The organism is Xanthomonas hyacinthi (genome assembly GCF_009769165.1).
GTDB classification, from domain to species: domain Bacteria; phylum Pseudomonadota; class Gammaproteobacteria; order Xanthomonadales; family Xanthomonadaceae; genus Xanthomonas_A; species Xanthomonas_A hyacinthi.
Genome location: NZ_CP043476.1, coordinates 40,445 through 57,290, shown reverse-complemented (window position 1 = coordinate 57,290; position 16,846 = coordinate 40,445). Strand labels below are relative to the sequence as shown.

The following is a 16,846-nucleotide window of genomic DNA, read 5'->3' as shown; positions in this document are numbered from 1 at the left end:
CTCAGTTCGCCTCGCCGCGCAGCGCCGCTTCGTAGCGCGGGAAGCGCTGGGCGATGTCGGTGCCGGTGAAATGGCCGACCCAGCCGTCCGGCTCGGTGAAGAAGCGGATCGCGACGAAGCGCGGCTCCGGACCCATGTCGAACCAGTGATAGGTGCCGTCGGGCACCGCGATCAGGTCGTTCTGCACGCATTCGATCTCGTACACCTTGCCGTCCACGTGCAGGGTGAACAGGCCCGAGCCGGCGACGAAGAAACGCACTTCGTCCTCCTTGTGAAAATGCTCGTCGAGGAACTTCCTGCGCATCTCCTCGCGCTGCGGATGGTCCGGGGCGATGCTGACCACGTCCACGGTCTTGAAGCCGTGCGCAGCCACCAGCCGGTCGATGTCGGTCCTGTAGGCGGCCATCACCGCCTCCGGCGCGGCGCCGGCCTCGATCGGCTGGTCGGCCTGCCAGCGCTCGAAGGTGACGCCGATCTTGCGCAGCTCGGCGGCGATCGCGTCGCCATCGCGGCTGTCGAACAGCGGCGCGTCGGGAGTGGTTTCGGCGAAGATGCGGAGTCGGCTCATGGCGGCGGGCGAGGGCGTCGTGGAGGGGAGAAAAAGGGTAGCAGTTGCCAGGTAAGCCGCCGTTGCGGCGCTGGAACGCTGTCGCGCCGGTGTTGCGCGCCTAGCGCAGCTTGCGCAGTTCCAGCTCGCAATGCAGCAGGAACTCGATCGCTTCCAGGTGGCGGCGCGCCTCGGCCATGTCGCGGCCCCAGGCGTACAGGCCGTGGCCGTCGATCAGGTAGCCCCACAGCGGCGCGCGGTCCAGCAGCGCGTCCACCTGCGCGGCCAGCACGCTCATGTCCTGGGTGTTGGCGAATACCGGCAGCTCCACCGCGGTTTCGTGGGTGTGGTTGCCATGCAGCGCCTTCAGCAATTCATAGCCTTCCAGGCGCACATGGCCGGCGCCGGCGTACAGCCGCGAGGCGATGGTCTGCACCGGCGAATGCGTGTGCAGCACGCAGCCGACCTCGGGGAAGCGGCGGTACAGCTGGGTGTGCAGCAGGGTCTCGGCCGACGGCCGGTGCTCGCTGCCGACCGCCTTGCCGTCGAAGTCCACCACCATGATGTCGGCCTCGACCAGACGGCCCTTGTCGCGGCCGGACACGGTGATCGCGGCATGCGCGGCGTCGAGCCGGTGCGAGAAGTTGCTGCTGGTGGCCGGGGTCCAGCCGGCCGCCGACAGTTCGCGGATGTTGCCGATCAGCAGCTGAGCCAGCGTGCGCAGGCGTTCGGTGTCGTAGGGTGGTGCGTTCATGCCCCTATTCTAGCGGGCCTGTGTGGCACGCAGCCGGCTGTGGCGGAAGCCGTAGCCGAAATAGATGAGCAGGCCGAGCACGGTCCAGCCGGCCATCAGCAGCCAGTTGTGCGCGGTCATCGCCGACAGCAGCGCCAGGCAGCTGAGCACGCCGGCGATGCAGATCGGCCAGGCGAACGGGATGCGGAACGGGCGCGGCAGGTCCGGCTGGGTGCGGCGCAGGATCAGCACGCCGGCGCAGACCGCGGCGAAGGCGATCAGCGTGCCCATCGAGGTCAGCTCGCCGAGCACGTCCAGCGGGAACAGCGCCGCCAGCAGCGCGATGCCGATGCCGGTGATCACCGTGTTGATATGCGGGGTGCGGTACTTGGGATGGATCCTGGTGAACAGCGGCGGCAGCAGCCCGTCGCGGGCGATGATCATGAAGATCCGCGGCTGGCCGATGATCATCACCAGCACCACCGAGGACAGGCCGATCAGCGCGCCGACCTCGACCACCACCCGCAGCCAGGCCAGCTGCGGGTGCGCGCCCACCGCGGTCACCACCGGCTCGTCGGTGCCGAGCTGGGTGTAGGGCATCAGCCCGGTCATCACCGCCGCCATGGCGATGTACAGCACGGTGCAGATCACCAGCGACAGGATCATGCCGATCGGCAGGTCGCGCTGCGGGCGGTGCGATTCCTGCGCCGCCACCGACACCGCCTCGAAGCCGATGTAGGCGAAGAACACCATCGCCGCGCCGCGCAGCACGCCCTCCATGCCGTACTTGCCGGGGCCTTCGTTGGCGGGGATGAACGGGTGCCAGTTGGCGGTGTCCACGTACTTCCAGCCGACCGCGATCACCAGCAGGATCAGCCCGGTCTTCAGCGCCACCATCGCCATGTTCATCGCCGAGGACTTGCGGATGCCGACGTAGCACAGCCAGGTCAGCAGCAGCACGATGCCGGCGGCGGGCAGGTTGGCGATCGCACCGGTGCGCTGCAGCTTGCCGTCCAGCGGCGCGTTGACCAGCGCTGCGGGCAGATGGATGCCGAAATGGTCGAGCAGGCTCAGGAAATAGCCGGTCCAGCTCACCGCCACCGCCGAGGCCGACACGCCGTATTCCAGCACCAGCATCCAGCCGATGAACCAGGCCGCCAGTTCGCCGAAGGTGGCGTAGGTGTAGGTGTAGGCGCTGCCGGACACCGGCACCATCGCCGCGAACTCGGCGTAGGCCAGCGCACAGAACGTGCAGCACAGCGCGGCCAGCACGAACGACAGCATGATCGCCGGGCCGGCATGGTTGGCCGCGGCCTGCCCGGTGATGACGAAGATGCCGCCGCCGATCACCGCGCCGATGCCCAGCGCGGTCAGGCCCCAGGGGCCGAGCGCACGCTGCAGGCCCAGGCTGCCGGCGTCCTCGTGGCTGGCGTGGGGGTGTTTGGTGGCACAGAGTTGTTTGAGCATGGAGCGGTTCCTGTTGAATCTCCGCACGTGGATGTGCGGGCTGTTGCGAGGGACTCGAGATTTGAATCCCCGCACGTGGATGTGCGGACTCTAGCGAGGGATTCGCAATTAAGCCTTGCCGGCCAGGCGGCTGTGGCGGATGCCGTAGCCGAAATAGATGAACAGGCCGATCACGGTCCAGCCGACGAACACCTTCCAGTGTTCCTGGAAGGCCTGCAGGAACAGGAACAGGCAGGCCAGCGCACCGAGCGGGCAGATCAGCATCGCCAGCGGCACCCGGAACGGGCGCGGCAGGTCCGGCTTGGTGAAGCGCAGCACCATCACCCCGACGCAGACCGTGGCGAAGGCGAGTAGGGTGCCCATCGACACCAGTTCGCCGAGCACGTCCAGCGGGATCAGCCCGGCCAGCAGCGCGGCGACCACGCCGACGAAGATGGTGCCGACGTAGGGCGTGTGGAACTTGCGGTGCACCTTGCCGAACAGCTTCGGCAGCAGGCCGTCGCGGGACATGGTGTAGAAGATGCGCGGCTGCGCCATCAGCATCACCAGCACCACCGAGGACAGGCCGGCGATCGCGCCGATCTCCACCGCGGTCTTCAGCCAGGCCAGGCTCGGGTAATGCTCCAGCGCGGTGGCGACCGGCTTGGCGGTGCCGAGCTGGGTGTAGGGCAGCAGGCCGGTCAGCACTGCGCAGACGATGATGTAGATGATCGTGCACACCGCCAGCGACACCAGGATGCCGATCGGCATGTTGCGCTGCGGGTCCTTGGTTTCGCCGGCGGAGGTGGAGACCGCATCGAAGCCGATGTAGGAGAAGAACACGATGGACGCGGCGCGGAACACGCCGCTCCAGCCGAACTGGCCCGGCCCGGTGTGCTCGGGGATGAACGGGTGCCAGTTGGCCGGATCGATATGGGACACGCCGAAGCCGACGAACAGGCAGATCACCAGGATCTTGATCGCCACCACGATGGCGTTGGCGAACGCCGACTGGGTGACGCCGACGTAGCACAGCGCGCTGACCGCGACCACGATCAGCACCGCCGGCAGATTGACGATGCTGCCGGAGGCGACGAAGGTATGGCCGCTCCAGGCCAGCGGCGCGCTCGCCAGTTCGGCGGGGAACGGCAGCCCGAGGGTGCCGGTCAGGAAGCTGATCAGGTAGGCCGACCAGCCGACTGCGACGCTGGAGCCGGCGAACAGGTATTCCAGCACCAGGCACCAACCGATGAACCAGGCCACGCCTTCGCCCAGGGTGGTGTAGGAGTAGGAGTAGGCGCTGCCGGAGACCGGCATCATCGCCGCGAACTCGGCATAGCACAGGCCGGCGAAGGCGCAGGCCACGCCGGCGAACACGAACGACAGCATCACCGCCGGTCCGGCGTGGTTGGCCGCGGCCTGGCCAGTCAGCACGAAGATGCCCGCGCCGATCACCGCACCGATGCCGAGCATGATCAGGTGCTTGGCGGTGAGGGTCCGTTTCAGCGTGGCTTCGCCTTCCAGGCTGCCTTCGAACGGTTCGCCGGCATCGACGTGCCCGGCAGGCTCGATCGGCTTGACCCTCAACAGAGACTTCAGCATGCGGTGCATTTCCCGGTGGCGATCGGGGCGGTATCGCCCCGGTTAAAGATGGTGCGCTGGCCGCAAGTGGGCCATGCAAGCGTCGTACCATGCCAAAGCTGGAGGGCCGCCACAAGTCGCGCTGCACTGTCGGCGGCGATAATGGCCGGCCCCGATCGCGAGAACCGCCCATGCCGGACCTTCCCCTGCGCCGCCAGTTGCAGGCCTATGCCGCCCGTTGGCCGCCGCAGGCCGAGGTTGCCGCGCAATTCCTGGCCTTGCTGGACGATGCGCAGGACCCCTTCGTGCGTGCGCGCCTGGACGGCCACTTCACCGGCTCGGCCTGGCTGGTCAGCGCCGACGGCGCGCGTACCCTGCTGACCCACCACCGCCAGCTGCAGCGCTGGCTGCAGCTGGGCGGGCATGCCGACGGCGACCGCGACCTGGCGCAGGTGGCGCTGAAGGAGGCCGAAGAAGAGTCGGGGCTGCCTGGATTGGCGTTGGAGGATGGCGTCCTGTTCGACCTGGACCGGCACTGGATCCCCGAGCGCCAGGACGTGCCGGGGCACTGGCACTTCGACGCGCGCTACGTGGTGCGCGCCGGCGCCGACGAGGCGTTCGCGGTCAGCGCCGAATCGCTGGCCCTGGTCTGGCGCCCGATCGCCGAACTGCTGGCCGAACCGGACCTGGATCCGTCGCTGCGGCGGATGGCGCGGAAATGGGTGGAGCACAATGAACCTGCTCCCTAAAAACGGACGCCAAGAGCGTCGCATATGCGCTCGTCTTCGGTGGTTACACCGACGCGCGTTCAGTCGTTCAGGACGACTATCTTTCGAGCCGGCTGCAAGCCCACGGTGACCGTCTGAAAGACTTGGATACCATCGTCCGTATTCGCTTCAACGCATCGGCGGACTTTGACGAACAGCGCAAGCTCAAAGCTGGCGCGCCGGTCCACAGCCCTTTCATTCGCCGCTGTTCCGAATTGCAGCCCCATTGAACAATGCAGTCGTGTTCGTATGCGTCGCGTCGGCTGGATGGAGCTGAACTGCTCGAAGCCCGGCGACGTAATGTTCACCTGCGTCGAACCGGGAGACCATCGCTCGCGCGTCTCTCGTCAAGAGATGCCTGAGGGCGGCGCTGATCGTGCAGCACCCAATCCCGCGCGGCCTGCGGAAGCTCAGCCCAAGCAGCGGCTTTCGCCGGTCGCTCTCTTCCTGTCGTCAAGCGAGCTAGCGAGCGCATCCAACCTCAAGGAAGGCTGCCCTATCCGCTCAAGCCCTCGGTCTGTCCTCGCCACAATGGTCCCGATCGCTGCCGGGCTATTTACCAAGATCCTCCAAGCCATCGGATCGGGAAATGCACCGCCTTCCGTGCCAACCGGCAGCGACCTCTGTTGCACGGCGCTCGACTAACGATCACGCAGGCGCCAGTTCGCGAAATGCATAGCGATGCAATCGCGCCTGGCGATAAACGATCGTCGCCGGTGTCGCCGTTTCCTGCATTTCAGTTGACGCCAACCATGGCAGCGCTTTCGCGCCACAAACATTCGGCCGCTTCGTCACTCAGGGCGAGAGGCGAAGGATCGGGGAAGGTAACCTCGCCCCTGACGAGCGAAACGTAGATGCGCCCAGGCGGCAGGGTCAGCTCACCCTCCACAAGCTGGGCCAATACGTCCCCGGCGCGTTCAGGCGTACCGGGATAGAGCTGGCGGAGAAAGCGACTGACGAACAGCAGCAGCGATCGCCCGAATCGGCCATCCAGCACATTCCGCATCCATGGCGGCGCCGTTCGCATCAGCGAGGTGCCGAGCGTGAACCCGGGATTGTAGGCAATCACCTCGATCCGGCGCGCGGTCGCCTCATCGAGCGCCGACAGCGTCCGCGCCGTCAACAGGTTGCATAGCTTCGACGCCGAGTAGGCGCGCATGCCCGCGCCCGGACCGCCCTTGCCCTTTGGATGCGCCAGCGTTTGCGGATCGAGCGATCTCGGCGCCAGCGGATTGATCCTAGGATCATGGGTGTCGCTGGTCGTGATCACCAGCCGGCCGTTTTCGGCCATGCAGGGCAGAAGCAGTCGCGCCAGCAGATAATGGGCGAGGTGGTTTACCGCGAACGCGGCCTCGAAGCCGTCGGCACTGCGCTGATCCATGTCCGAATATTGCACGCCGCCGTTGAGCACCAGCCTATCGATCGGCCGGCCGTCCAGCCGCTTTTTTATCGCTTCGGCAAAGGCCCGCACGCTGGCAAGCGAGGCGAGATCCAGCTGCAGCACTTCGGTACCGGTCGGCCCGCTTCGCCCGCTTCCGCGCGCGCCGATGAACAGCCTCGTTTCGGGCCGGGCGGCGATCAGCGCGGCGGCGTGTGCTCCCAGACCGCCTGTTGCGCCGGTCATCACAACAATCTCTGAGACGTCGCTCTCACCCATTCCGGGTCTCCCTCACGGTCAGCGCCGGCACGTTCTCCTGAAGGCTATCCTCATCAGGTGAACCAGGTCCGAATGTGGCACCGTATCATGGTGCGCTAGACCCTGCGATGCCCGTTGCCGGGTTGGTGCATCGGACCGATAACCGAGAGTGCAGCCATCGCCTGTCCGCGCGCGGCCATCGCCAGTCCACCGTCGCTAAGCCCTGGCGCATTGCCGGCCATCTTCGCAAAATCCGCGACCGACAGAAGGTGCGGCGCGTTGTAGATGTCCATCATTCCATTGCGCTGACGCTGCTCCTGCGACAGCACTGGCTGCACCTGCGGGCCCGGTAATAGCGGAGGGCCGGAAAACCGGCGCAGCCCTTTCGTTATCGGTGGTTGCCGGTTTCTTCACCAGCAGCGTTGGGGCGGGCGCAGCGGATGTGGACGGGCCATCCAACAGATCGGTCACGCCTTCCAGGTGGATGCTCAGATGCCCAGATGTCGGCTTGCAGCCGCCACCTGCTCGAGCAGATCGATGCGATCGGCCCAGTCCTGCATCATCCGCCGCCGCTGCTCGACGTACTCGGCGTGATTGTAGGCCGCGCTCACCTTGTCCGGGTCGGGATGCGAAAGCCGAGCATCGAACCAGACCTTCGGGTATCCGATTTTTTTATTTGCGCGGTGCAGGGAATCAGGTCCCGGTAACGCGTCGGGGCTGACGCCCCCACAAATGCAGCGCACTTGCGAAAATCCCGAATCCCGAATCCCGAATCCCGAGCGCCCTACGACGTCATCCGGTCCCAGAACCCCTTTACCCCGTCGATGAAGGTCGCCGACTTCGGCGAATGCTTGCGCGCGTCCTCGCCGGTGAAGGTGGCTTCGAATTGTTCCAGTAGCTGGCGCTGGTCGGGGGTCAGGTTGACCGGCGTCTCCACCACCACGCGGCAGTACAGATCGCCTTCGCTGCGGCTGCGCACCGAGCGCACGCCCTTGCCGCGCAGCCGGAACAGCTTGCCGGTCTGGGTTTCGGCGGGGATGCGGATCTCCGCCTCGCCGCCGAGCGTGGCCACACGCACGCTGTCGCCGAGCGCGGCCTGGGAAATGCGGATCGGCACTTCGCAGTGCAGGTCGTCGCCGTCGCGCTGGAAGATCGGATGCTCGCGCACCCGCACTTCCACGTACAGGTCGCCCGGCGGGGTGCCGGCCGGACCGGCCTCGCCCTCGCCGGACAGACGGATGCGGTCGCCATTGTCCACGCCGGGCGGGATCTTCACCGACAGCACCTTGGTTTCCTCGACGCGGCCGGCGCCATGGCAGCTGCCGCACGGGTTCTGCACGATCTGGCCGCGCCCGGCGCAATGCGGGCAGCTCTGCTGCATCGCGAAGATGCCGCGCTGGATCCGCACCTGGCCGCGGCCTTGGCAGGTGCTGCAGGTCTCGACCTTGCCGTCTTCCGAGCCGCTGCCGTGGCAGTGCGCGCATTCGCCCAGGGTCGGGATCTCGATGCGCCGCTCGATCCCGGCCACCGCTTCTTCCAGGTCCAGTTCCAGCACGTAGCCGATGTCGGCGCCGCGCCGCGCCGCACGGCCGCCGCCGCCGGCGCCGCCGAAGATGTTGCCGAAGATGTCGCCGAAGATGTCGCCCATGTCCGGGCCGCCAGGAGCGCCAGGACCGCCACCGCCGCCCATGCCGTGCTCGAACGCGGCATGGCCGTGCGCGTCGTACATGCGCCGCTTGTTGCCGTCGGACAGGACCTCGTAGGCCTCCTTGCACTCCTTGAACGCGGCCTCGGCGGCGTGGTCGCCCGGATTGCGGTCGGGGTGGTGCTTCATCGCGCAGCGGCGATAGGCCTTCTTCAGCTCGTCGTCGCCGGCGCTACGGGCCACGCCCAGCACTTCGTAATAGTCGCGTTTGCTCATGGCTGGGAATGGGCGATGGGGAATGGGGAATGGTTCAAAACAGGCATCCTGTAGCGATTAGTCATAGCGGCGATGAAACCGGGAACCTTAAAACGGCGAAGGAGCGGAGCCTGAGCACCGCTCCTTCGAGAACCGATTCCCTAAGGCTGGATCACGCCTTCTTGTCGTCCTTGACTTCGGTGAACTCGGCGTCGACCACGTCGTCGCCGGCGGCCTGCGCGCCGCCCGGGGCGGCGCCCGGCTGCTGTTCGCCGGCGGCCGCGGCCGCATACAGCGACTGGCCCGCTTCTTCCAGCGCCTTGGTCCTGGCCTCGATCTGGCCCTTGTCGTCGCCCTTCATCGCCGTTTCCAGGTCCGCCAGCGCCGCCTCGACCTTGCCGATCACGTCGCCGCCGACCTTGCTGCCGTGTTCGCCGATCGCGCTGCGGGTGGCGTGGATCAGGCCGTCGGCCTGGTTGCGCGCCTGCACCAGCTCGTGGAACTTCTTGTCTTCCTCGCGGTTGGCTTCCGCGTCGGCGACCATCCGCTGGATCTCGTCGTCCGACAGGCCGGAGCCGGCCTTGATCTCGACCTTCTGCTCCTTGTTGGTCTTCTTGTCCTTGGCCGACACGTGCAGGATGCCGTTGGCGTCGATGTCGAAGGACACCTCCACCTGCGGCAGGCCGCGCGGCGCCGGCTCGATTCCGGACAGGTCGAACTTGGCCAGCGACTTGTTGTAGCGGGCCTGCTCGCGCTCGCCCTGCAGCACGTGCACGGTGACCGCGGACTGGTTGTCCTCGGCAGTGGAGAAGGTCTGCGAAGCCTTGGTCGGGATCGTGGTGTTCTTCTCGATGATCTTGGTGAACACGCCGCCCAGGGTCTCGATGCCCAGGCTCAGCGGGGTCACGTCGAGCAGCAGCACGTCCTTGACGTCGCCGGCCAGCACGCCGCCCTGGATCGCCGCGCCCAGCGCCACGGCCTCGTCGGGGTTGACGTCCTTGCGCGGCTCCTTGCCGAAGAACTCGGACACCGCCTGCTGCACCTTCGGCATGCGGGTCTGGCCGCCGACCAGGATCACCTCGGTCACGTCGCTGGCGCGCAGGCCGGCGTCGTTGAGCGCGGTGCGGCACGGCTCGATGGTGCGCTTGACCAGGTCCTCGACCAGCGCCTCGAGCTTGGCCCGGGTCAGCTTGATGTTGAGGTGCTTCGGGCCCGACGCGTCGGCGGTGACGTACGGCAGGTTGACTTCGGTCTGCTGCGAGGACGACAGCTCGATCTTGGCGCGCTCGGCCGCATCCTTCAGGCGCTGCAGCGCCAGCGGATCCTTGCGCAGGTCGATGCCCTGGTCCTTGTTGAATTCCTCGACCAGATAATCGATGACGCGCTTGTCGAAGTCTTCGCCGCCCAGGAAGGTGTCGCCGTTGGTGGCCAGCACTTCGAACTGCTTCTCGCCGTCGACGTTGGCGATCTCGATGATCGACACGTCGAAGGTGCCGCCGCCCAGGTCGTACACCGCGATCTTGCGATCGCCGCCCTGGCCCTTGTCCAGCCCGTAGGCCAGCGCCGCGGCGGTCGGCTCGTTGATGATGCGCTTGACGTCCAGGCCGGCGATGCGGCCGGCGTCCTTGGTCGCCTGGCGCTGGCTGTCGTTGAAGTACGCCGGCACGGTGATCACCGCCTCGGTGACCGGCTCGCCCAGGAACGCCTCGGCGGTCTTCTTCATCTTCTCCAGCACCTGCGCGGAGATCTCCTGCGAGGCCAGCTTGCGGCCGTCGGCGGTGGCCACCCAGGCGTCGCCGTTGTCGTGCTGGACGATGCCGTACGGCACCAGGCCGATGTCCTTCTGCACTTCGGCGTCGGTGAACTTGCGGCCGATCAGGCGCTTCACCGCGTAGAAGGTGTTCTTCGGATTGGTGACCGCCTGGCGCTTGGCCGAGGCGCCCACCAGCACTTCGCCGTCCTTGGTGTAGGCGACGATCGAGGGCGTGGTGCGGTCGCCTTCGGAATTTTCGATGACGCGGGCCTTGCCGCCGTCCATGATCGCCACGCACGAGTTGGTCGTGCCCAGGTCGATGCCGATGATCTTGCCCATTGGATGACTCCTGAAAATTTCTGGTGTCCGGCCGCTGCCGGGGTCTGGTTCGGATATAGGGATGGCCGCCGTTCATTCAAGCCATCACCGCACATTAGCGTTCCGCCGCGGCCGCGCCCGATTCAGGCGCGAACCGGCGGCGGCGCGCCTCAATCGTGCTTGGCGACCACCACGAGCGCGGGCCGCAGCAGGCGCTCGTTGAGCAGGTAGCCCTTCTGGAACACCTGCATCACCTGGCCGGGGGCGACGCCGTCGGCCTCGGCCTGGCTGATCGCCTGGTGGTGCTCCGGGTTGAACGGCTGCCCGGTCGGGTCGAGCAGGGTCAGGCCGTTGTCGGCGGCGACCTTGAGCAGCTGCTTGTAGGTCAGTTCCAGGCCGTCGCGCAGCGGGCTGGGTTCGCTGCCGGCGGCGGTCAGGCCGGCGTCCAGGCTGTCGAACACCGGCAGCAGGTCGCCGAGCAGGCGCTCGTTGGCGAACTTGCGCGCCTGCTCGACGTCGCGGGCGATGCGCTTGCGCTGGTTTTCCAGGTCCGCGCGCTCGCGCAGTGCGTCGGCCTTGACCAGCGCCAGCTCGCTGCGCAGCGTTTCGATCTGCGCCTGCAGCGGATCGGACGACGGCTGCTGTGCCTCGGAGAGATGTTCAGAATCGAATTCGGGGTGCTCTTGGTTCATTTCCGGTTCCCTGGCGGGAGATGCACCCGCCCTACCGGACCACCAATGTGGGCGCGGCAGTGGGATTCAAGATGCTGTGTTGCATCTGGGGGAATGGGGAGACGGGAATCGGGAATGGGAAAAGCGGGCGGCAAGCCCTGCCCTGTGCGCTAGCGTTCTGCCGGCGGGGTCGGGTCCAGGGCCGCGCCCAGCATTTCGGCGGCGGTCTGCACCAGCGGGATCACCCGGTCGTAGTCCATGCGCTTGGGACCGATCACCCCCAGCACCCCCAGCACCTGGCCGCCGGCCATGTATGGCGCGGTGACCAGCGACACGCTCTCCAGCGGCACCACACCGGTCTCTTCGCCGATGAAGATGCGCACCCCCGGCGCGCGGATGGTGCGCTCCAGCAGCTGCAGGATCTCGCGCTTGCTGGCGAAGATCTCGAACAGCTCGCGCAGCCGCTCCAGGTCCGACAGGTCCTGCACCCCCATCAGCTTGGTCTGCCCGGCCAGCACCATGTCGTCGCCGGCCGGGGCCAGCGCCTGCTCTGCCAGCTCCACGCTGTGCGCCAGCAGCAGCTGCATCTCGTCGCGCGCATGGCGCAGGTCGCGCACCAGGCTGGCGCGGATGTCGGCCAGCGCGCGGCCGGCGAAATGCACGTTCAGATAATTGGCCACCCGTTCCAGCTCGGCCGGCTCGTAGGCCTTGCGCGGTTCGATGACCCGGTTCTGCACCTCGTTGTCGGCGAACACCAGGATCGCCAGCACCCGGCGCGCGTCCAGCGGCACGAAGTCGATGTGCCGGAACGCGAACTGCTCGCGCTTGGGCGCGCTGACCACGCCGACGAAATGGGTCATCGCCGACAGCAGCTCCGAGGCGCTGCCGAGCAGCGCCTGGGTGCCGGCGGCATTGCTCATCTCCGCGCGCAGCCGCGCCACCTCGACCTCGCCCGGCGGGCGCATCTGCACCAGGCTGTCGACGAACACCCGGTAGCCGGTGGCGGTGGGAATGCGCCCGGCCGAGGTGTGCGGCGAGCTGAGCAGGCCGGCGTCCTCCAGGTCGGCGAGGATGTTGCGGATCGTCGCCGGACTCACGTCCAGCCCGGCGTGGCGGGCCAGGGTCTGCGAGCCGACCGGTTCGCCGTCGCGGATATAGCGTGAGATCAGCGTGCGCAACAGCTGCCGGGCGCGGGGGTCGAGCGAGGAGTGGACCGGGGAGGCGCGCATGCAATCAATCCGTGAGACTTGACACTAGATAATGGCTGCATGCCGGCTTGGCAAGTCATTGGCCCATCTACCCGCGCGTGCTAGCGTTGCGCGGCCCCGGATTCCGACCCCCATGCTCAGACATCTCTCGATCAAGGATTTCGCCGTCGTGCGCGGGACCGAACTGGAATTCGGCCCTGGCATGACCGTGGTGTCCGGCGAAACCGGCGCCGGCAAGTCGCTGATGGTGGACGCGCTCGGCTTCCTGTCCGGGCTGCGCGCCGACAGCGGCGTGGTCCGCCACGGCGCCGACCGCGCCGAACTGTCGGCCGAATTCGCCGTGCCCGAGGCCGCCCCGGCGCGCGCCTGGCTGCGCGAGAACGAACTCGACGACGACGAACACTGCCAGCTGCGCCGGGTGATCCGCGCCGACGGCGGCTCGCGCGCCTGGATCAACGGCCGTCCGGTGACCTCATCGCAGCTGGCCGAGCTGGCCGGGCACCTGGTCGAGATCCACGGCCAGCACGAACACCAGGCGCTGCTCTCGCGCGGCAGCCAGCTCGGCCTGCTCGACGCCTACGCCCGCAACGAGGCCGAACGCGCCGCGGTGCGCGCCGCCGCCGCGCGCTGGCAGGCGCTGCTGGGCGAGCGCGAGACGCTGCTGGCGCAGGGCGACGTGTCCGACCGCATCGGCTTCCTCGAACACCAGCTGGCCGAGCTGCAGCGCGAGGACCTGGCCCCGGCGGCGATCGCCGCGCTGGATGCCAACCATCGCCGCCAGGCCCACGCCGCGGCGCTGATCGGCGCCTGCGAGGGCGCCGCGCAGCGGCTCAACGGCGACGAGGCGCCGGCGGTGCTGGCCCTGCTGCAGCAGACCCGCCACGAGCTCGGCAAGGTCGGCGAGTACGACCCGCGCCTGGCCGAGGTCGAGGCGTTGATCGACAGCGCCACGATCCAGCTGGAAGAGGCGCTGGCGCTGGTCGACCGGGTCCGCGACGACCTCGACGCCGATCCGGCGCAGTTCGAGGACATGGAACGCAAGCTCGGCCGGCTGCACGACCTGGCGCGCAAGCACCGGGTCACCCCGGACACGCTGGGCGAGCACCGCGACGCGCTGCTGGCCGAAGTCGAGGGCCTGCGCGGCGCCGGCGAACGGCTGGAGGTGCTGGATGCGGACATCGCCCGCGCCAGCCAGGCCTGGCGCGACGCCGCCGCTGCGCTCAGCGGCACTCGCCAGCGCGGTGCGCAGGCGCTGGCGCGCGACACCAGCGCGCTGATCGGCGAACTGGGCATGGGCGGCGGGCGCTTCGAGATCCAGCTGGAGCCGCACGAGGCCGAGCGCCCCGACCCGGCCGGCGCCGAGCGCGTCGAGTTCCTGGTCGCGGCCAATGCCGGGCAGCCACCGCGGGCGCTGCGCAAGGTCGCCTCCGGCGGCGAGCTGTCGCGCATCTCGCTGGCGATCGAGGTCGCCGCGCTGGGCCTGGACGCGGTGCCGACCATGGTGTTCGACGAAGTGGATTCGGGCATCGGCGGCGCGGTCGCCGATATCGTCGGCAAGAAGCTGCGCGCGCTCGGCGAGCAGCGCCAGGTGCTGTGCGTGACCCATCTGCCGCAGGTCGCCGCGCAGGGCCACACGCATTACCGGGTCAGCAAGGCGCCGGTCGAGGGCATGACCCAGAGTTCGGTCGAGCTGCTGGCGCCGCGCCAGCGTGAGGAAGAGCTGGCGCGGATGCTGGGCGGGGTGGAGGTCAGCAAGGAAGCCCGCGCCGCGGCCAAGCGGCTGCTGCAAAGCGCTGGCTGAGGCGCTGCATGCTCGGCTGGGTGGTTCGATAGCTGGAGCGCCACGGTGGGAACCACGCTGGATAGCTTGGAGGCCATCAGGCGTGGGAAGCCGGCAGGCTTCGGATCGCTCCGGGTCGGGGCTGAAGCCCCTCCCACAGTGCACCCCCAGCAAGTCGGCCGCAGGCTCCCTGTAGGAGCGGTTCAGTCGCGACGAACGGAGTCGGGATCCGCGACGGGTTCAGCAACCTTGCCGATACCGCCACTGCGCCCGCAAGGGCGCCGACCGCTCAGCCCTTCTTGCCGGTCGGGCGCTTGCTGCGCACGTACAGCACCAGCGAGTGCTCTTCCAGCTCGTAGCCATGATCGGCGGCGATCTTGCGCTGCAGTTCTTCGATCTGCGCGCTTTCGAATTCGATGACGTTGCCGGTATCCACGTCCACCATGTGGTCGTGGTGGCCGCCGCGGTCGAGTTCGTACACCGCCTGGCCGCCTTCGAAATTGTGCTTGAGCACCAGCCCGGCCGCCTCGAACTGGGTCAGCACCCGATACACCGTGGCCAGGCCGATCTCGTCGCCGTGATCGAGCAACTGGCGGTAGATCTCTTCGGCAGTCATGTGGTGGCGCGCCGACTTCTGCTCGAGCAGCTCCAGGATGCGCATCCGGGGATGCGTGACTTTCAGGCCGACTTTGCGCAGATCGTGGGATTCCATGGCGTCTCCGTTTATAGCTGGTTTAGCGCCAGCTGCCTCGGGGCGGGTCGCGGCGGTCGTCGGGAGTGTATCATCGACGCGGTTTCCCTCAGTCCTGTCCCCGATGCGCAATCTCTTGCTGGTCGCCGCTGTTGCCCTGTCCACCGCTGGCTGCGGAATCATCTACAAGCAGCCCATCTACCAAGGCAACCTGATCAAGCAGGCGGCCGTCGACCAGCTCAAGGTCGGGCAAAGCAAGCAGCAGGTCAACGCGCTGCTCGGCACCCCGTCGATCCCGGATCCGTTCCATGCGCAACGCTGGGACTACACCGCGACCGAGCGCCTCGACCGCCTCGGCAGGACCGAGATCAAGAATTTCGTCGTCTATTTCGACAACGACACGGTGACCCGCTGGGAAGGCGATTATTTCCCGGAAAACGATTCGGAGCTGGCCAAGAACAGCGTGCGTCAGTTCGGCCGCAACCTGGCCAAGGACAAGAAGAAGCAGCGCCGCAGCGAGTAAGCCGGCGCAGCGGCGACCGGTCCTGCGGCGCTAGCGCGGTTTTGCGCGCCGCCGCCGGGCCTCCTTCGGATCGGTCAGCAAGGGCCTGAGCAGCTCGACCCGGTCGCCGTCGTGCAATCGCTGGGTCGGGGCGGCGACGCTGCCGTGGATCGCGCAAGGCATGCCCGGCGTCGCCTCGGCCAGAGCGGCCGCCGCCAGCGCATCGGCGACGCTGGCGCCTTCGGGCAGGTGCAGGGTGCGCGCGACGAAGCGCTCCGGCCAGGCCAGCACCACCTCGACCCGCAGCCCGCTCATGCGTCTTCGCGGTCGGCCACGCGCACGAAGTCGTTGACCATGCGGTCGGCCAGGCTCTGGAAGCCCAGCGCCAGCGCCGGCCCCAGCAGCCGCGAGGCCGGTTCGAAGTCCAGCATCAGGCTGACCTTGCTGGCGTGGTCGTTGAAGCCCTGGAACTCCCACTGGCCCTGCAGGCGCTTGAACGGGCCGTCGCGCAGCAGCATATCGATGCGGTCGGGGCGCTGCAGCCGGTTTTCGGTGGTGAACCAGGTCCGGAACGAACCCAGGCCCAGCTCCAGCCGCGCCACCAGGTGCTGGTCGCTGTGCTCGAGCACATGCGCCGCATCGCACCAGGCGAAACGGCGCGGATAGGCGGCAACATCATTGACCAGGTCGAACATGCGCGTTGCGGGATGTTCGACCAGGGCGCTGCGGCGGATGATAGGCATTCGGTGCGGGGGAAGTGGACCAGGACGTTCGGGAGGCCCCCGAATCGGAGACAATAGCAAGATGAGCAAGAAACCCGCCAAGGATAAAGCAAACGGCGCGACGGCCAACAAGACCATCGCGCTGAACAAGCGTGCGCGCCACGAATACCACCTGGAGGACCGCTACGAGGCCGGCCTGGCCTTGCAGGGCTGGGAGGTCAAGTCGATCCGCGCCGGCCGCGCCAACATCGGCGAAAGCTATGCGTTCGTGCGCCAGGGCGAGCTGTTCCTGTTCGGCGCGCAGTTCACCCCGCTGATCCAGGCCTCCACCCACGTGGTCGCCGACGACCGCCGCACCCGCAAGCTGCTGCTGCACCGGAGCGAGATCGACAAGCTGATCGGCCGCGTCGAGCGCGACGGCTACACCCTGGTGCCCACCGCGATGTACTGGAGCAAGAACAAGATCAAGCTCGAGATCGCGCTGGCCAAGGGCAAGCAGGACCACGACAAGCGCGACGCCGCCAAGGACCGCGACTGGGCCCGCGACAAGCAGCGGATCATGCGCCGCCACAACAAGAACGCGTGAAAGCC

General features: G+C 67.8%; 19 protein-coding genes. 4 read left to right on the top strand and 15 right to left on the bottom strand.

The window, feature by feature from the left end; genetic code table 11:
- Position 1: 1 nt before the first annotated feature.
- The 4 genes from FZ025_RS00245 to FZ025_RS00230 all read right to left on the bottom strand — a co-directional run bounded on the left by FZ025_RS00245 (position 2) and on the right by FZ025_RS00230 (position 4,328).
- Entirely contained in the window at positions 2-568 is a 567-nt protein-coding gene (locus tag FZ025_RS00245; RefSeq protein ID WP_046977503.1) for a 1,2-dihydroxy-3-keto-5-methylthiopentene dioxygenase, read from the bottom strand.
- A 100-nt stretch (positions 569-668) separates the two neighbouring features.
- Positions 669-1,301, bottom strand: coding sequence for a methylthioribulose 1-phosphate dehydratase (locus tag FZ025_RS00240; RefSeq protein WP_046977502.1), 633 nt, complete (start codon positions 1,299-1,301; stop codon positions 669-671).
- Positions 1,302-1,310: 9 nt separating this feature from the next.
- A complete protein-coding gene (locus FZ025_RS00235; RefSeq protein ID WP_046977501.1) occupies positions 1,311-2,747 on the bottom strand; it encodes an amino acid permease in 1,437 nt (478 codons plus the stop codon).
- Positions 2,748-2,855: 108 nt separating this feature from the next.
- Entirely contained in the window at positions 2,856-4,328 is a 1,473-nt protein-coding gene (locus FZ025_RS00230) for an amino acid permease (protein ID WP_046977500.1), read from the bottom strand.
- A gap of 170 nt (positions 4,329-4,498) precedes the next feature.
- Between FZ025_RS00230 and FZ025_RS00225 the strand changes: the two genes are divergently transcribed.
- A complete protein-coding gene (locus FZ025_RS00225; RefSeq protein WP_046977499.1) occupies positions 4,499-5,056 on the top strand; it encodes an NUDIX hydrolase in 558 nt (185 codons plus the stop codon).
- A 59-nt stretch (positions 5,057-5,115) separates the two neighbouring features.
- Here FZ025_RS00225 and FZ025_RS00220 read toward each other — a convergent pair whose 3' ends face one another.
- The 8 genes from FZ025_RS00220 to hrcA all read right to left on the bottom strand — a co-directional run bounded on the left by FZ025_RS00220 (position 5,116) and on the right by hrcA (position 12,581).
- On the bottom strand, positions 5,116-5,382 hold the full coding sequence (locus FZ025_RS00220; protein WP_146093520.1) for a hypothetical protein: 267 nt from the start codon (positions 5,380-5,382) through the stop codon (positions 5,116-5,118).
- Between the two features lie 428 nt (positions 5,383-5,810).
- Positions 5,811-6,731: an SDR family NAD(P)-dependent oxidoreductase gene (locus tag FZ025_RS00215; RefSeq protein WP_046977498.1), complete on the bottom strand. Its 921-nt coding sequence runs from the start codon at positions 6,729-6,731 to the stop codon at positions 5,811-5,813.
- A gap of 95 nt (positions 6,732-6,826) precedes the next feature.
- Positions 6,827-7,039, bottom strand: coding sequence for a hypothetical protein (locus FZ025_RS00210; RefSeq protein WP_158185501.1), 213 nt, complete (start codon positions 7,037-7,039; stop codon positions 6,827-6,829).
- A 159-nt stretch (positions 7,040-7,198) separates the two neighbouring features.
- Complete coding sequence (locus tag FZ025_RS22635) at positions 7,199-7,321, bottom strand: hypothetical protein (RefSeq protein WP_280117174.1); 123 nt, start codon at positions 7,319-7,321, stop codon at positions 7,199-7,201.
- 173 nt (positions 7,322-7,494) lie between these two features.
- Entirely contained in the window at positions 7,495-8,631 is a 1,137-nt protein-coding gene (dnaJ, locus tag FZ025_RS00205) for a molecular chaperone DnaJ (RefSeq protein WP_046977496.1), read from the bottom strand.
- Positions 8,632-8,782: 151 nt separating this feature from the next.
- On the bottom strand, positions 8,783-10,702 hold the full coding sequence (gene dnaK, locus FZ025_RS00200) for a molecular chaperone DnaK (protein WP_046977495.1): 1,920 nt from the start codon (positions 10,700-10,702) through the stop codon (positions 8,783-8,785).
- Positions 10,703-10,851: 149 nt separating this feature from the next.
- Complete coding sequence (grpE, locus tag FZ025_RS00195) at positions 10,852-11,373, bottom strand: nucleotide exchange factor GrpE (protein WP_046977494.1); 522 nt, start codon at positions 11,371-11,373, stop codon at positions 10,852-10,854.
- A 149-nt stretch (positions 11,374-11,522) separates the two neighbouring features.
- Positions 11,523-12,581, bottom strand: a complete 1,059-nt coding sequence (gene hrcA, locus FZ025_RS00190) for a heat-inducible transcriptional repressor HrcA (protein ID WP_046977493.1) — start codon at positions 12,579-12,581, stop codon at positions 11,523-11,525.
- Between the two features lie 112 nt (positions 12,582-12,693).
- Between hrcA and recN the strand changes: the two genes are divergently transcribed.
- Positions 12,694-14,361: a DNA repair protein RecN gene (recN, locus tag FZ025_RS00185; protein WP_046977492.1), complete on the top strand. Its 1,668-nt coding sequence runs from the start codon at positions 12,694-12,696 to the stop codon at positions 14,359-14,361.
- Between the two features lie 268 nt (positions 14,362-14,629).
- Here the strand turns inward: recN and fur are convergent, their stop codons facing one another.
- Positions 14,630-15,052 (bottom strand): ferric iron uptake transcriptional regulator, encoded by a 423-nt coding sequence (fur, locus tag FZ025_RS00180; protein WP_046977491.1) that lies wholly within the window; start codon positions 15,050-15,052, stop codon positions 14,630-14,632.
- 103 nt (positions 15,053-15,155) lie between these two features.
- Between fur and FZ025_RS00175 the strand changes: the two genes are divergently transcribed.
- Positions 15,156-15,554: an outer membrane protein assembly factor BamE gene (locus tag FZ025_RS00175; RefSeq protein WP_046977490.1), complete on the top strand. Its 399-nt coding sequence runs from the start codon at positions 15,156-15,158 to the stop codon at positions 15,552-15,554.
- Positions 15,555-15,584: 30 nt separating this feature from the next.
- Here FZ025_RS00175 and FZ025_RS00170 read toward each other — a convergent pair whose 3' ends face one another.
- Together FZ025_RS00170 and FZ025_RS00165 are read right to left on the bottom strand one after the other, a co-directional pair.
- Positions 15,585-15,848, bottom strand: coding sequence for an RnfH family protein (locus FZ025_RS00170; RefSeq protein WP_046977489.1), 264 nt, complete (start codon positions 15,846-15,848; stop codon positions 15,585-15,587).
- A complete protein-coding gene (locus FZ025_RS00165; RefSeq protein ID WP_046977488.1) occupies positions 15,845-16,276 on the bottom strand; it encodes a type II toxin-antitoxin system RatA family toxin in 432 nt (143 codons plus the stop codon). Before FZ025_RS00165 ends, FZ025_RS00170 begins: the two co-directional genes overlap by 4 nt.
- Before the next feature lie 61 nt (positions 16,277-16,337).
- Between FZ025_RS00165 and smpB the strand changes: the two genes are divergently transcribed.
- Positions 16,338-16,841, top strand: coding sequence for an SsrA-binding protein SmpB (gene smpB / locus FZ025_RS00160; protein WP_003467984.1), 504 nt, complete (start codon positions 16,338-16,340; stop codon positions 16,839-16,841).
- Positions 16,842-16,846 lie beyond the last annotated feature (5 nt).

Bases quoted from the DNA above. Each gene is read 5' to 3' on its own strand.
- FZ025_RS00165 (WP_046977488.1), bottom strand. From the start codon at position 16,276: ATGCCTATCATCCGCCGCAGCGCCCTGGTCGAACATCCCGCAACGCGC.
- FZ025_RS00230 (WP_046977500.1), bottom strand. From the start codon at position 4,328: ATGCTGAAGTCTCTGTTGAGGGTCAAGCCGATCGAGCCTGCCGGGCAC.
- dnaJ (WP_046977496.1), bottom strand. From the start codon at position 8,631: ATGAGCAAACGCGACTATTACGAAGTGCTGGGCGTGGCCCGTAGCGCC.
- FZ025_RS00170 (WP_046977489.1), bottom strand. From the start codon at position 15,848: ATGAGCGGGCTGCGGGTCGAGGTGGTGCTGGCCTGGCCGGAGCGCTTC.
- smpB (WP_003467984.1), top strand. From the start codon at position 16,338: ATGAGCAAGAAACCCGCCAAGGATAAAGCAAACGGCGCGACGGCCAAC.
- FZ025_RS00245 (WP_046977503.1), bottom strand. From the start codon at position 568: ATGAGCCGACTCCGCATCTTCGCCGAAACCACTCCCGACGCGCCGCTG.
- FZ025_RS00175 (WP_046977490.1), top strand. From the start codon at position 15,156: ATGCGCAATCTCTTGCTGGTCGCCGCTGTTGCCCTGTCCACCGCTGGC.
- FZ025_RS00225 (WP_046977499.1), top strand. From the start codon at position 4,499: ATGCCGGACCTTCCCCTGCGCCGCCAGTTGCAGGCCTATGCCGCCCGT.
- FZ025_RS00240 (WP_046977502.1), bottom strand. From the start codon at position 1,301: ATGAACGCACCACCCTACGACACCGAACGCCTGCGCACGCTGGCTCAG.
- FZ025_RS00215 (WP_046977498.1), bottom strand. From the start codon at position 6,731: ATGGGTGAGAGCGACGTCTCAGAGATTGTTGTGATGACCGGCGCAACA.
- grpE (WP_046977494.1), bottom strand. From the start codon at position 11,373: ATGAACCAAGAGCACCCCGAATTCGATTCTGAACATCTCTCCGAGGCA.
- FZ025_RS00235 (WP_046977501.1), bottom strand. From the start codon at position 2,747: ATGCTCAAACAACTCTGTGCCACCAAACACCCCCACGCCAGCCACGAG.
- recN (WP_046977492.1), top strand. From the start codon at position 12,694: ATGCTCAGACATCTCTCGATCAAGGATTTCGCCGTCGTGCGCGGGACC.
- dnaK (WP_046977495.1), bottom strand. From the start codon at position 10,702: ATGGGCAAGATCATCGGCATCGACCTGGGCACGACCAACTCGTGCGTG.
- fur (WP_046977491.1), bottom strand. From the start codon at position 15,052: ATGGAATCCCACGATCTGCGCAAAGTCGGCCTGAAAGTCACGCATCCC.
- hrcA (WP_046977493.1), bottom strand. From the start codon at position 12,581: ATGCGCGCCTCCCCGGTCCACTCCTCGCTCGACCCCCGCGCCCGGCAG.